Source organism: Balneolales bacterium ANBcel1, assembly GCA_029688905.1.
Classification (GTDB): domain Bacteria; phylum Bacteroidota; class Rhodothermia; order Balneolales; family Natronogracilivirgulaceae; genus SLLW01.
Window position 1 is genome coordinate 64,300 of sequence record JARULB010000006.1, and the last position, 14,210, is coordinate 78,509.

Below are 14,210 nucleotides of genomic sequence, written 5' to 3' on the forward strand. Positions count from 1 at the left end.
CTATTCCGATTCAGTACCGTACTTCAAAGGAGTCGTATACGGTGTCGGGATCAACGGGGTATCGCTCCACATGCTCAACATGAGCCATGGCGGGTCCCTGGCGGCAGGCGGCTTCCACGGAGCCGACATCACCCGGCTTGCCCTGCAGCATCGCCTCTACAGTTCCATCGCTCCGGTTGCGGATCCAACCGGTCACCGACCTTTGCTGCGCGTGGTTAATTACAAAATTCCGAAAACCGACTCCCTGCACGCGACCGTGTATATGTAGCAGGTGTGTTACAATATGATTCATGACATAAAAATATTGTACATTGCAATGTTTTCCTAACAAAACCCGCAACTTTACAGTTCTGGACAGGCCCGGTTTTTACCGGTCAATGTAACCCGAGCCCGAAAGCGTCGTTATTCGTGTCCGATGATTGTTGATCTCATATTCACTCTGGCCGGGATTTTTCTGCTTTATCTGGGAGCCGAGCTCCTGGTGAACGGCAGTATTGCCATCTCGAAGCGCCTCGGTATCTCCCCCATGCTCATCGGTATGGTCGTCATCGGGCTTGGCACAAGCAGTCCCGAACTGGTGGTGAGCCTGCAGGCGGCGCTGATCGGCAGCGGCGAGGTAGCGGTCGGCAACATCGTCGGGTCCAATATCAGCAACATCGCCCTGATACTCGGCATTGCAGCGCTAATTGTTCCGATCGGAGTTGAGCGGTCGGTTATCCGCATCGAAGTACCGGTTCTCATCGCCGCGTCACTGTTTATGGGATACCTGCTGTTCGACGGCATGATCACGCGCCTCAACGGCCTGCTGCTCCTTGCCTGCCTGGCCGGCTACCTGTTAATGGCCATCCGCAGCCACACCGCCCCCGTTTTTTCCGAAGAAACCGAATCGAGGCTGGAGAAGTTCCGGACACACTGGCTGCTCGCCGGGAGCCTTGCCGGTATTCTGCTGCTGGTTGCCGGCGCTCATACCATGATTACGGGAGCACTTGGCCTGGCGAGCATCTTTCAGATCAGCGATACCGTTATCGGCCTTACCCTCGTCGCTGTCGGAACCAGCCTTCCCGAACTGGCCACCGCCATTTCCGCCTCGCTCCGCAAACAGGGTGACCTGATCATCGGCGGACTCATCGGATCCAATATCCTGAACGTCCTCTTTGTTTTGGGGATCACCTCCGCCGTAAGTCCGCTTGAAATCGCCGGTATCACATGGGGTGATCTGGCCCTGATGTCCCTGCTCGCCATCGTTTTGTGGCCGGTTTGCCGAACCGGCTATGTGGTCAGCCGCACCGAAGGCGGACTGTTGCTGCTGCTTTATGCCGGATATATGATCTGGGTTCTGGTACGGTGACCCGGCACCGTCTTATTCAAATATAATCCCGGAAAATGGTGGAAGGGTAATCACAACCGTGGCCGGAGACGCCCCCTCGTCGGACCCGTTCTGCTTCGACGGCTCCGTAACCGCCGCTTTGGCTTCATCACCCCACGAAACAGACGCCGGCCGGTCTCCGTCTTCCACCGGATAGATTTCGCTGCCATCAAATAAAATGCGGGGTTTCCGGCCAGCCTTGCCATCCGCGGTGTTCGCTGCAAGGTCCTCCAGCGGAACCTCCACCGAAGCGCCACTCTCCCCGTTGTGGATCGCGACATACACGCTGCAACCTTCATACTCCCTGCGAAACACCAGCACGTTTTGCCTGTTGTCGGTAAACAACGTCTCATAGCCGCCGTAGCGAAGCGCGGGATGTCCGTTGCGAAGCCGGGCCAGTTCCCGGTGCCATGCGTGCAGTTTGGGGTCAAATGCCACAGATTCTTTCCGGCTCCGCATTGAGCCGTCCGGCAGCAGGGTCTCCGGTTCGTACTCATAATCAGGCCAGACCATCGGCTTGCGGCAGCACGGATCATTCGCGCCCCACATTCCCGCCTCATCTCCGTAATAGATCATGGGGGCGCCCGGAAAAGTGAACTGCGCCATTACCATCAGCCGCTTGATCCGATCCTCCTCCGGCGTGGGCTTGCGAGTGTCATATGCCCCGTTTTCGGCCCGTTTCGATTTCTGGAAAAACTCACCCCAGCCCATGCCCGCACCCATCCCGCGGTTAACGATACGCGATGCCACACGGTCGGTATCATGCGATCCGAGCAGGTTCTGCATCACATGCGGCACCGGTTCCGGGAAGGAGGTCATCAACGCTTCCAGCCGCTCGGCAAACCCGGAGGCTGAAATCCGGTTTTTACCGTTTTCGGTCCAGACAAAAAAATCGTTGCAAGCAAATGTGAAATTGTAATTCATGACGGCGTCAAACTCGTCTCCCTTCACATACGGGAAGGTTTTTTTGATGGAGTCGATCACCTCCGCCACCAGGTAGGCATCCGGATTGATTGACCGCACATGCTTGCGCCACGCCTTCCAGAACGGATGCTTCACGCAGAAAGCCACATCGAGCCGCCATCCATCCACCCCGCTTATTCTCTCTCCGTTTTCGTAGGGATCCATCCACCGGCGCGTAATATTGAAAATATATTCCCGCGGACCCGCAACGATACCACGGCGATCTTCCCGCAATTCCGGAAGTTCGTTGAAGCCCTCCCAGGTGCGCACCGAAAAACCGGGCCGGAACGGCGATGACGGGTCATGGCTTCCCGGGTTATCGGCCCACGACTCCACCTGCATCCAGTCGCGAAAGGGGGAGTCCTGCTGCCGCCTCAGGATATCCTGATAAATCCAGCTGTTGAGCCCCATATGGTTAAACACTCCATCAAGTATGAGATACATATCGCGCCGGTGGACCTCCTCTGTAAGCTGGAGCAACAGTTCGTCGGCGGATGTCCACTCCCAGGTGGACGGGTCATGAGGCGTTTCCCGCGCCATAATCCGCCGGTCTCCTGCCGGATCGGGACCAAAGGTGGGATCCACATGGTGATACGTGGCTCCATCGTATTTATGGGCGGATGGGGCCTGAAACACCGGATTCAGATAGAGGCCTCCGACACCCAGATCCTGCAAATAATCCAGCTGGTCGATGATGCCCTGCAGGTCGCCGCCATACCGCCTGCGCTGCAGATTAAACCAGATATCCCTTCCGTTTTCCCGTTCCCAGGGCTGAGGCCGGTACCAGTCGGAGGTCCATGGATGAAGCTCCAGAGGCGAGGTATGGTCGTGCGGCCATGCGTTTTTCTGATCCAGCGCGCGGGGGGTGTTGTTCGGGTCGCCGTTGCGGAATCGCTCCGGCATGATCTGATACCAGACAATGCCTCGGGCCCAGTCGGGTACATGAAAGGGAAACTTGCTCATAAGGGATTTTGAAGATTTCAGCGGGTTAACGGGACGATCGGACAGTTACGATATCTGTTTTGAGGTCCGGATACCGGATCAACCGGCCGCAACACCACGCCTCTTTGCATGGCGATGCGGGATGCAATATATTCGGTTTGCAACAAAGATTCACAATATCCCGGAGCCTGCGGTACGTCCCTTTCCATTTCATGATCAACCATCTCGCCTTTAACTGGTTTTTGCTGTTTTACAGCGTCCTTGCGCTTCTGCTGCTGGTTCAAGGGATGATCTGGCTGCTGCGGCCCGCCCCGTTTTACGACTATCTGCGCGATGCGGCGTCCAGTGACCGCCGCCCTCCGATGCTGCTAAAATCCGCCCGGTATCTGCTCCTGTTTTCGACGGCCTCCCTAGTGTTTGCTTTTGTTCTGCGCTCACCGGTTGACATCGTCTTCAGCCTGGGCCTGGTGAGTCTCAGCTTCACGGTATCCAACCTGCTCACCCACTGGCCCCGCTTGCGGCCGGCCATCCCCCGGTACCCCGACCGCCTGATGCGCTCTCTGCGCTACGCAGGCCTCTTTTGTCTATCCACCGCGATGGTACTGATGCTGCTGATCTACCGCCTGGCCATCATGGGATAGACGGCGCGAGCCCCGCTCAACCACGGCCTTTGCGCGAGGCAGTCAACCACCCATGCAACCCGATCCCCCCGAACCCCCTCAATGATAACCGTTTCATTATTTCCGGCAACGCCATGGCAGTAACACTCCAAAAATCGGGATACCACGGGATCTTCCTGCCTGAGGCAGACGTTGTGCTGGATGGAACCCCGCCGCGGAGCCGTAAAAGCCGTTCCGGAGACGAAAGCGAGTTCCATGTCTTCATCTCCCATGCGCACTCCGACCACGCCCCGCGCAGCCGCCGCATTCCGGTGTACGCCACACCCGCAACCGCCGACCTGATCCGCGCCCGCGGCCACAAGGGTCCGGTTCGTGAAGTACCGTTCGGCGAAAGCATCTGTTTACCGAAAGCCAGAGTCACCCTCTACCCCGCCGGACACATTCTGGGGTCTGCCATGATTTTTGTCGAAACGGATTCCGGATCGCTGCTGTACACCGGCGACTGCCGCACACCTCCCTCCCCGGTAACCGAAGGGTTCGCGCTTCCCGATCGCGTCGTCGACGAACTGATCGTTGAGGCGACGTTCGGATTGCCCCTGTACAAATGGGCACCGTACGACGAGCTGGCCGGAGACATCCGCCGTTTCGTATACGATTCGCTGGAAAACGGAGCCACACCGGTCATGCTCTGCTACAACCTGGGCAAGGCACAGGAGGTGATGCACATCCTTGGTGACACGGATCCCCCGGTGCAGGTTCAGATTCACCCCGCCGGCGCAGAGCTCTGCCGCGTATATGAAAAACATGGCGTGCCGCTCGGTGACTGGGAGCCGCTCGACATCGAAACCCTGCCGGGCAAGACGCTCATCACCCCGTCCAATACCCTGGACTCCCGGCAGTTACGTGATATACCGAACCTGCGAATCGCCTATGTCTCGGGGTGGGCCACACTCGAAACCCGCGGTGCCGGCATGGCCGCCGACACCCTCATCCCGCTATCCGACCACCTGGACTTCTTCGAACTTCTCGGACTGTGCCGCCGAATTGGTCCGAAGAACATCCACCTGACCCACAGTCCGAACCCCGATGTTGCCGCCTGGTTTCTGCAGCAGGAAGGGTTCCGTGCCGGCAGGCTGGCGCTGGAGGAGAACCGGCATGAATAGCACCGGCGACTCCCCGGCATGGTCCCCTCGATTGCATGTGCGAAATAACGCCTTCCTGCGGCTGTGTGAAACTCTGGCCGCCGTCTCCGGTGCACGCAGCCGTCCGCAGAAAGCAGCGCTTTTTGCAGATTACCTGAAATCGCTGGACGATACCGGCGACCTGGTGCGGGCCGTCTGCCTGGCTGCAAACTGCAGCGTCCCCGGGGAATCCGGTTCCGGCCGCGTCACATCCTCTGCGGCCGGGCACCGTACCGTTGCGCTGGCGGCATCCGACTTCTGCGGCATCGATTACCAGCATGTGTTCCGGCCTTGTCGGGAGGCGACCGGGAGTGCCTCCGAAGCCATCCAAAAACTGATGGCGAACATGCCGATAGCGATAAAGCGACGCAAACCGGTGCAGCCGTCACTGCGGGATGTCATGCTGAACATCGAAACCCTGGCCTCCTCCATCGACCAAAAGGAAAAAATCCGGTTGCTGCAGCACCTCTGGCAGCAGATGACACCCGTGGAGATCCGGTATGTGATTCCCATGCTTCAAGCCGGGCGGACCGGCTCCGTAACGGATCTGCAAACAGTGCTTGACAGCATCGCCCTGGCATTCGACGCCGACCCGGCGGCTGTCCGGCAGGCGCATCTGATAACGCGAAACCCCGGCACTGCGGCACTGATGGCCAAACGCAAGGAACTCGACTCGCTGCTCTCCGGTACAGAAGCGCCGAAAACCATCACACTGACCACCCTGGTGATGTATGCGCACAGCTGGACTTCCGGCCGATCCCGCATTCCCGGCGAACTCACCCTGGGGGTCCGGGTGGATGAGGATCCCCGCTACACCGAACAATTTATCCCAATCGGAAAAGCAGACGTGCCGGACGACGGGAGACTCAAGGATGAAGAAATGTCCAGGCTGAGTCTCCGGATCCGGGAACTTGCCGCCGACCGGTTCGGCTCCACCGTTTCGCTGAAACCCGGAATTGTCGTTGAAACCGAGTGCGAAACCCTTCAGCCGAACAGGCGCACCAAAGCCGGGTTGGTTCTCCACCTCCCTCGAATCCGGTCTATTCTATGGGATGCAGCACCCTCCGATACGCATACCCTCGGCCATGTAGAACGCCTGCGCAAATCTGATGAATGATTTCGCCGATCCTGCCTGTAATCAGGCAGTGATATGTGTCCCCGGTCGCTGCACACACTAACTCCATGCTAAATAATTGAACAGCATCCACTAAGACACATCCAACCAAATGGTTTATGAGAAAAACTTAATTTCCCAAATGCAGGCCAGATGATTAGCTTGTTTTTGGGATTGAGATAATATTTGGATGCGGCCGGAGATTCCTGCTGCACTTGCGGTCATCATTATTTACCATGGGAAAATATGCCGTAATCATTGTTTCCACACTTCTTCTGTCCCTGTCTGCATTCAGTTACGTACTGGTACAATCATACCGTGCGTCGGACATCAGAACCACGGAAACGTACAGTTATCACCAGGCGAATAATATTGCGCAAGCGGTACTGGCCATTGCTGTGCGTGAACTGCAGAGTGACAGCGAAAGTGACTTTATTCCCGGATCCGACAGCCAGATCTCCTATCCCTCCGGGGGTGGTTTCGAAGACTGGCCGGACATGGACGGCTCCTTCCGCCTTCTGTTTGAAAACTCCGGCGACAGCGTGATTTCCGTAGAGGCCACCGGCCGGTTTAACGATATCAGATATACTTCCAGGGTTGGTCTGCTGTTCAACGACAGAAATCTTTTTGAGTGGCCGCAATTGCACCATGCGGTATTCTCCGATGGTAACATTACCTTGCTTCCGAGTGCGAAAATTAACGGGGATGTTGCCACCAACAGCACAAATTCGAATGGCGTCACTTTCGATTGGGGTGCCGTTATTGACGGCAACCTATCAGTCGGTGCCGGATCCGACCCGGACTCCATTCTCATTATCGCCCCTCCGGTTAGTCAGCACCTGCATTATGACGATGTTACCGGCCAGCGAAACAGGTTACCCCGGGAGATGACGCATGAAATGCCCCCGTTTCCCTCAATGCCCAACAGTGTCCTGACCGGCCGCAGTCTGCGCGTCACAACGGAAGCAGAACAGCACACCCGATCCACTTTTGAATGCAGTTTCTTCCATGGTCACCGGGTTGAGGAGGTTGCGGTTGGCGAAAACAGAAGCATGACCCTGAATATCGGCAATCAGGATTGTGTGCTGCATACGCGTGATCTCAACATGACCCAGGGCAACCTGAATGTGGTCGGAGACGGGACCCTCACCATTTATGTGGAGAATCAGTTTCTCCTGGAGGGAAGCAGCACGCTGAACCAGAGCGGAGATTCCGACAAGGTCATGATTTACTACGCCGGATCCAGCGAAATCGGGTTCGGTGGTGATATTCAAATGAACTCCAACCTTTTTGTGAAGGATGCCGACATCTCGGTCGGTGGCTCCAATCAGCTTCGGGGAAACATCATAAGCGGCGGAGATAAAATCACCTTCAGTGGCAGCGCCGGTACTGTATCCAGGGCCATATTTGCACCCAACGCGGATTTTGTTCTTGAAGGATCGGGCTACGTAAGAGGCGCGGTTGTGGCAAAAACCTTTACCGCATCCGGTGAATCCACCGTTGACTTTGATGACGAGTTTGAGGCAGATCTGCCCGATATCATTAACGAAGAAGAAGACGACTCACAGCCATTGTTCACTTTCACCCACTGGTATTAACTACCCGGCTCCTGATAGCCCGTCCCCCGCCTGGCCGAAAGCCAGTGCGGTGGTAAACACGGTGACAAGGGCGCCGTCAGCTTACACTTCGGCTGATCATGCATTTACCTGTTTCCTTTACACCTTCCAGTTAATCTAACAGCCATGGCAACCGGCCAGACATTACTCAGTATCGGCGCTTTTGTACTGCTTTCGATCATCGCCGTAAATATCAACCGGACTCATGTGCAGGCGGTGCACAATATGGTCGAAAACCAGGCCCGCACCGATGCACTTATCGTCGGGCGGGATCTGTGCGACCGGATTCAGCGCCATTCCTACAATCCGGCGTTCGATTTCAACCAGCTCGAAGCCGAATTCGGCAATCTGGACAATGTAAACGACCCCGGCCGCAGATGGTCCTTTACCTCCCCTTCAGGCTATACCCTCCATGCCACATTTGATATCTCCAATGAGCGAACCCTGGCACTGGGACAAACAGGCAGACTCGTAACCGTTGCCGTCTTTCTTGAAGAGGAGGGCGAGATTATTCCAAAAGCAACCTACGTAACGGCTGTCCTTCCGATTCATGAATCTGTAAACCCGTGACAGCCCCCTGATACCATGCAAGCGGATCTGATCATACCCCCCATTCTCGTCGGACTGCTGGTTCTGCTGATACTGAGAATCAATGTATTCATTCTTGAAACATCGGTAGAGAGCCGCCTTCATACGGAACTGCAGTCCAGATCGTCGGTCGCCCTTGAACTGATCCAGGAACAGGTCAGAGACCTTGACAGCTTTCTTGCCGAACCCGACACCTTACTGCAATTCAGAACAGCCTCCGGAGACCATGTAGCCATCGAGAGAGCAGAAAGAAACCTTCAGATCATCCGGCACCCGTTCAACCCGATCACCAACAGTCATGGCGCACCGGACACCACCAGCCACCCAATGAGCCTGTCGGATCTGCGGTTTTTGGCACAACCCGATACGATCGACTTCAACTTTGCCCCGTTTCTCAGAATCAGCCTGGAGACCGAAAGCCGTCCGGATCAGCATATTGACCCGGACGCCCATACCCCGCTTAAGCGATCCAGAGTACAAACGGATTTACTGCTCAGACACAGGGCTGCAACCAACCCTGATCAGATCCCGCTCTGATAATATCCCGGGCAACAGCTCCCACGCCTCTTGTCACTGCGGCAACACATCACAGCAGAACCCGGCATCACTTCATTCAGGAGTTGGGGCGTTTGGCTTGGGGCTTGAGAGAGGTAAGATCCGCAATGCGTATTTTTTTGCCCGACTCCGCGCTTTTCCGGGCTGCTATACCGACCAGTATCGACATGATGCCATCTCGTGTTCCCGCCGACTGACCCAGCGGATCCGCCTGATCGGGATCCTTGAACAGTTTGTCCATAATCAGCGGATCGGCTCCCCAGTGCCCGCCCTCGGCTCGCGGAACCCTGATAACCTCCGGATCCTTTCCGATCAACTGCATGTGCCACTCCTGAGCGTCTTCACCACCGGTCCATCCTCCTTCCTTGCCTTCAATTCTTCCTTTCGTCCCGTTGAATGCAATCCAGAAGCCCTCATAGTTGCTGGTGCCGGTAAGTGAATAGTTGAGGTAGGTGCTATTTGCGTATTTAACCACGGCCGAATGTTTGTCGTAAATATCGATCTGTTTGCGGAACACGCAGTTGTCCCGGATGTAGCCGTCGTAGTGTTCGTTGTCGGTGTAAAGCTTTCTGAGGTGGTCGTTTTCCCGGATATCCCAGAAATAGGGACACTCGTTGGTATGGGCACAATTGCGGCAATTGGCCCCGCGAAAAGGATTGCCGGCGCCAAACATGTCCAGGCTTGCATTGGCGTACACTTCAAGAGGATCCGAATCCAGCCACCAGTTCATCAGATCAAAATGGTGTGTGGACTTGTGGACCCACAGGGTTCCTCCGCGGTCGCGCTCACCGTGCCACCGCTGCATGTAGCGCTTCATGTGGTCGTGGGTAATATGCCAGTGAAACTCGACGGCGGTGACATCACCAATCGTCTTTTCCATCAACAGCTCCTTGAGCTTTGCACGATGGGGTACCCAGCGGTAATTGAACGTGACGATGATCTGCTTGCCGAATTTCTTTTCGGCTTCAAGAATCATCTCTGCTTTCTCTTCGTCGATGGTGATGGGCTTCTCACAAATGATGTGGCAACCGTGCTTCAGTCCCGAAATAATGTGGTTGTGATGCTCCCAGTCCCACGAGGTGACAATCAGCCATTCGGGTTTGGTTTTTTCAAGCATCTCATCCAGATCGGTAAACGCCGGGCCATCGGGCTGGATATAGTCGTAGGCGTAGTTCAGCCGTCCCGGATTCTGATCGCAAATCCCCACCAGCTCTACATACTCACCGTAATCCTCAAGCAGCTCCCTGCCGAACATCGCCACTCCGCGCACTCCGGTACCCACCAGGGCCATTTTCATTTTTTCACTACCGGACCGGCGGGCGGCAAAAGACATAACTGGTCCGGCGGCCAGCATGGTCCCGCCTGCGGCAAGCCCCGCCGTTTTGATAAAATTTCTTCGTGAAATGGATTCGACAGATTTGATGGTTTGGTCCGATTTTTTCATAACAAAGTCGCGTTTTATCTGATTATAAATGGAGTGAAACCCTGTGTGCGTGCTGTGCTGCCATGCCTACCCCACCCACTCACCGTTGTGCATGGACGTGCCGGGCCATGGCCACCTCATCCTTTACCCGAAAATCTATTTTGCATCGCCGGCACCCTGCAGAGCAATGAAGACCGGACGACGCCTGTTCATTGTTAACATTTTCCCTTACAAAAAACCGGTTTTCTTGTTAGGTTCACCGGTAAAGGGTACTACTAAGATGGTTTAAGTCAGGATTATCCGTGACCCTTTTTCCCGATTATGATAAATCCCTTTCCAGCTATGAAAACACCTGCCCGTTTCTCGACCATGCTTCCAGGACAATTTGCAGCTTTCAGCGGCATGACAAATACCCGGTTCCCAGGAGTTCCGTCCACCGGAATGAACCAGCCGGACAGAACGGCAATTGGCCACGGAAATGCCGCAAGACTCTTTCCCCTTCTCCTTCTATGCTTTCTTCTTGCCTGCACCGGGCAGGAAGCCGAGCCGCCGGCCCCGCCATCCCCTCCGGTATCGGCATCGCCGGATGGAGTGATAGATGAAGAGCGCGCAAGTTATACCATCACCGTTTCGGCCGGTTCCTTTGACCGTGAAGAAACCATTGTTTCTTTGCAGTTTCCCGGAGCGGTTGTTCCCGGGTACTATCAGCTGACCGACGATGCCGGCCACTCTACCGCCCTCCAGGTGGATGACCGGAATTCCGGCTGGTTTATACTGGATGAACTGCCGGCCGGGGAATCGAAAACCTACTTTTTCGATGGATCCCAACCGATGGAATCGGTCGACGAGGCCGCCGATGAGACTGTCCTCCCCGTGGTTGATCCCGGAACGGTTACCTTTACCGTGAACGGCAACCCGGTGCTGAACTATTTTCACGGCGACAACGACCCGCCTGCCGAACTGGATGAACGCTACCGGCGCGGCGGCTACATCCACCCCGTCTACTCACCGGAGGGTGTGGAGCTTACGAGTCACCTGGATCCCGACGGACACCCCCACCATGCTGGTATATGGTCGGCCTGGACCAACACACGTTTTAACGGAAATACGCCCGACTTCTGGAACATCCATCAAAATACCGGAAGGGTCGATATCGATACCATGCATACGCTGTGGTCGGGAGCGGTTCATGGCGGATTCCGGGCACGGCACCATTTCTATGACCTCTCGGGTGATGAACCCGCCGTTGCACTGAACGAGCAGTGGGAAGTCCGCGTTTACCGCTCACCCGAAGCGACGGATGTGCTTTTCTTCGACCTTGAAGTCACACAGACGGCCAATACCGGTCACCCTCTGATCCTCCCTGAGTACCGGTACGGCGGGATCGGATTCCGCGGGCACCCCGACTGGGGCGATCCGGGCAACTGCTCCTTCCTGACATCCGGAGGCCTCGGTCGTGACGGGCATGCTACCCGCGCCCGATGGGCACATATCGGCGGTTACACCGGCGGACAGCTTGCCGGAATTGCCGTGCTCGGCCACCCCTCCAACTACCGCTTTCCGCAAACCATGCGCATCCATCCCGTCGACCCGTTCTTCAATTTCGCACCGACACAGCTTGGCGACATGCGCATCGATCCGGGCAATCCGTATGTCGCCCGGTACCGGTTTGTGACCTACGACGGGGATCCTGATCCGGGGCTGATCGACAGACTTTGGAACGATTACGCCTATCCTCCCGGCGTGACGGTGCATGAGCGGTGAGCAGTTTTCCACTCCGAAAATGATTCTCGGGCTATGGGCTTCTTTACCGGACGGTAGAATGGCGTCATTCCCCGTCAGGTTGCGGCTCATGAAAAAAAAACGGAAGGCTCGCCCTTTGAACCTGGCCGGGGTCCGGCTTTGATCACCGAACCCCGAATTTGAGAAGCACTCCTTGTCAATAATCGCGATCTGTCAGTTGTGCATGAGCTTTTCGTAGTCCTTGACGGAACCGTTGTCCAGGCAGCATTCGATGATCTTTTTCCCAAGATCATCCAGTTCGGGCGACTGGAAATTCTTCAACATTCTGTGGAAGAACTCAAGCAGTATTTCAGCGCCTCTGTCGTAGCCCTCTTCCTGGACTTCCCTCTGCAGCTCAACTTGCAACATCCAGGGCGGAATAGTGCGCCCTTCGAACGTCATGTAGGTCAGTGCATAACCCAACACGTTGCAACGGGCCGGAGTTATCTGCTCCTCGGTGAATTTCGCACTACCCTTTCTGGCCAGGTAATCACGGGCCACCCATTGCGGCATGAAGCCTGTCGCCCAGGCCCCGATGTTCTGGTTGGGGGTCAAAATATACTGCACTTTGGGTGTCTGAACGATCTGCTCCAGCAGGAGATTTGCCTGTTTTACCTTTTTCCCGGTAGCGAACGGCCAGTAACTGCCCACACCTTCGCTGCTGATTCCCGAGGTTTGGACAATACTCGGATTGGCATGGCCGCGCGGCGCAACCAGTCGCCACAACCAGGCAAGAGCCGGTGGCAATACATGCATCAGTCCGACGATCCCGTAATTGGGCTCTTCCAAAGTACATGGGGGGGTGCGCAACCCAATACTTCTGATGTCAATATTTACCGGTTCAGATATAATGCCGGGGACAATCTCCCTTGGCAAAATAACCCTTGGGTTGGGGCATGGCACACCTGGTTCATCTTCCACATGCTCCCAGATCATGGCCCTTCCTCCCGGCACCGATTCGATATTCAGGAAGAGCAGCGGCTTGGGTGGAACAGCCGTCAGTTTTTCCAATTCGGTATCGGTTCCGTATTCCCTGATATGATCGACCCGGACAAACCAGCCTTCTTCAGCGTCTTTCAGCCACAACTTGCCGTCGTCTTTTTGCAATGTGGGATGGCATAGTGCCATATCATCGGCTACCGGCAACAGATCGCAGGTTTTCGACAATTCCAGATGCCTTTTATCATTTTTGAAGAGGTTGTCTCCCAGCAGCAAACGTCCGTCCGGCATTCTATGCGGAAGTTGCAGCATTTCACTTTTGCCGCCCCCGCTTGCACCCTCATGCATGAAGGTAACCACATTGTCATAAGGAGTTCTGACCTGTACGGCGGAACAGTGGGCTGTGACCCATCCTTCCACCTCTCCCTGCCCGATAAGCATTCCGTAGACGCCTTTTTTGGCACTCGGGCCCGGATAGAGATTGTAGCTGAACATCTCATAGTTGTCGGGCTGCCTGTTGTGAACAACCACCTGCTTGCCGTCAAAATGGGTGTGTCTGAACGGAGGCGCGGTATAGATAAATGCGGCGGGTTTGAAATTTTCGTCAACTTCATCCGGATTAATCATGCCCTGCAGAAGCGCCAGGCCAAATCCAAAAAAACCGGCGTTGGCAGGGATCACAGCCACGGCATCGGTACCCATACCCGGTTTTCCCGCATGGAAAAAGAACATGGCCAGGTCCTGCTTTTTCAACCAGTCAAATGTCTCCTTGCGCAATTGTGAAAAATCGTAATTAAACCGGCTTTTGAAGGTCGTCTTGTCTGTGGGGAAATCATCGGCAATCACCATCGTCTTGGGATCCCGGCGCCGCATGTAAGCTTCCGTGTAGTTGGCCGCAATCCCGTTCTTCACTCTGTGGACAACGGCTTCGTGTTTTCTTTCACCATCGGGCAGGTCATAATACACTTCATGCGACATGCCGTCTTCACCGCCTACAGCGAGATTGACCAGGTCGTCAACACTTTTTGCAACCGTTACACTGGGTGCTTCCCGGATGAGCTCTTTGAAATCGGCGGGGAGTTCAAAATCAAAATGAGGTTTTGTCGATGCATTCATAAATT

The 14,210-nt window shown here is 55.6% G+C and carries 12 protein-coding genes; 8 read left to right on the forward strand and 4 right to left on the reverse strand.

The window, feature by feature from the left end; all coding sequences use genetic code 11:
* Positions 1 to 10 precede the first annotated feature (10 nt).
* On the reverse strand, positions 11 to 292 hold the full coding sequence (locus tag QA596_09400) for an acylphosphatase (GenBank protein ID MDG5767679.1): 282 nt from the start codon (positions 290 to 292) through the stop codon (positions 11 to 13).
* Between the two features lie 123 nt (positions 293 to 415).
* On the opposite strand from QA596_09400, the gene QA596_09405 reads away from it, so the two are divergent.
* Positions 416 to 1,348: a calcium/sodium antiporter gene (locus QA596_09405; protein MDG5767680.1), complete on the forward strand. Its 933-nt coding sequence runs from the start codon at positions 416 to 418 to the stop codon at positions 1,346 to 1,348.
* Between the two features lie 12 nt (positions 1,349 to 1,360).
* Here QA596_09405 and QA596_09410 read toward each other — a convergent pair whose 3' ends face one another.
* Positions 1,361 to 3,292, reverse strand: a complete 1,932-nt coding sequence (locus tag QA596_09410; protein ID MDG5767681.1) for a glycoside hydrolase family 13 protein — start codon at positions 3,290 to 3,292, stop codon at positions 1,361 to 1,363.
* A gap of 191 nt (positions 3,293 to 3,483) precedes the next feature.
* On the opposite strand from QA596_09410, the gene QA596_09415 reads away from it, so the two are divergent.
* The 6 genes from QA596_09415 to QA596_09440 all read left to right on the forward strand — a co-directional run bounded on the left by QA596_09415 (position 3,484) and on the right by QA596_09440 (position 8,927).
* Positions 3,484 to 3,912: a hypothetical protein gene (locus QA596_09415; protein ID MDG5767682.1), complete on the forward strand. Its 429-nt coding sequence runs from the start codon at positions 3,484 to 3,486 to the stop codon at positions 3,910 to 3,912.
* A gap of 113 nt (positions 3,913 to 4,025) precedes the next feature.
* Positions 4,026 to 5,054, forward strand: a complete 1,029-nt coding sequence (locus QA596_09420; protein ID MDG5767683.1) for a hypothetical protein — start codon at positions 4,026 to 4,028, stop codon at positions 5,052 to 5,054.
* Complete coding sequence (locus QA596_09425; GenBank protein ID MDG5767684.1) at positions 5,047 to 6,189, forward strand: hypothetical protein; 1,143 nt, start codon at positions 5,047 to 5,049, stop codon at positions 6,187 to 6,189. The genes QA596_09420 and QA596_09425 overlap by 8 nt, the downstream gene beginning before the upstream one ends.
* A 233-nt stretch (positions 6,190 to 6,422) precedes the next feature.
* Positions 6,423 to 7,784, forward strand: coding sequence for a hypothetical protein (locus tag QA596_09430; protein MDG5767685.1), 1,362 nt, complete (start codon positions 6,423 to 6,425; stop codon positions 7,782 to 7,784).
* Between the two features lie 144 nt (positions 7,785 to 7,928).
* Complete coding sequence (locus QA596_09435; GenBank protein MDG5767686.1) at positions 7,929 to 8,372, forward strand: hypothetical protein; 444 nt, start codon at positions 7,929 to 7,931, stop codon at positions 8,370 to 8,372.
* 15 nt (positions 8,373 to 8,387) lie between these two features.
* Positions 8,388 to 8,927, forward strand: a complete 540-nt coding sequence (locus tag QA596_09440; GenBank protein MDG5767687.1) for a hypothetical protein — start codon at positions 8,388 to 8,390, stop codon at positions 8,925 to 8,927.
* Between the two features lie 76 nt (positions 8,928 to 9,003).
* Here the strand turns inward: QA596_09440 and QA596_09445 are convergent, their stop codons facing one another.
* A complete protein-coding gene (locus QA596_09445; GenBank protein ID MDG5767688.1) occupies positions 9,004 to 10,389 on the reverse strand; it encodes a Gfo/Idh/MocA family oxidoreductase in 1,386 nt (461 codons plus the stop codon).
* Positions 10,390 to 10,710: 321 nt separating this feature from the next.
* Here QA596_09445 and QA596_09450 point away from each other — a divergent pair, with 321 nt between their 5' ends.
* On the forward strand, positions 10,711 to 12,132 hold the full coding sequence (locus QA596_09450) for a PmoA family protein (protein ID MDG5767689.1): 1,422 nt from the start codon (positions 10,711 to 10,713) through the stop codon (positions 12,130 to 12,132).
* A 192-nt stretch (positions 12,133 to 12,324) separates the two neighbouring features.
* Here the strand turns inward: QA596_09450 and QA596_09455 are convergent, their stop codons facing one another.
* Positions 12,325 to 14,205, reverse strand: a complete 1,881-nt coding sequence (locus tag QA596_09455) for a DUF4914 family protein (protein MDG5767690.1) — start codon at positions 14,203 to 14,205, stop codon at positions 12,325 to 12,327.
* Positions 14,206 to 14,210 lie beyond the last annotated feature (5 nt).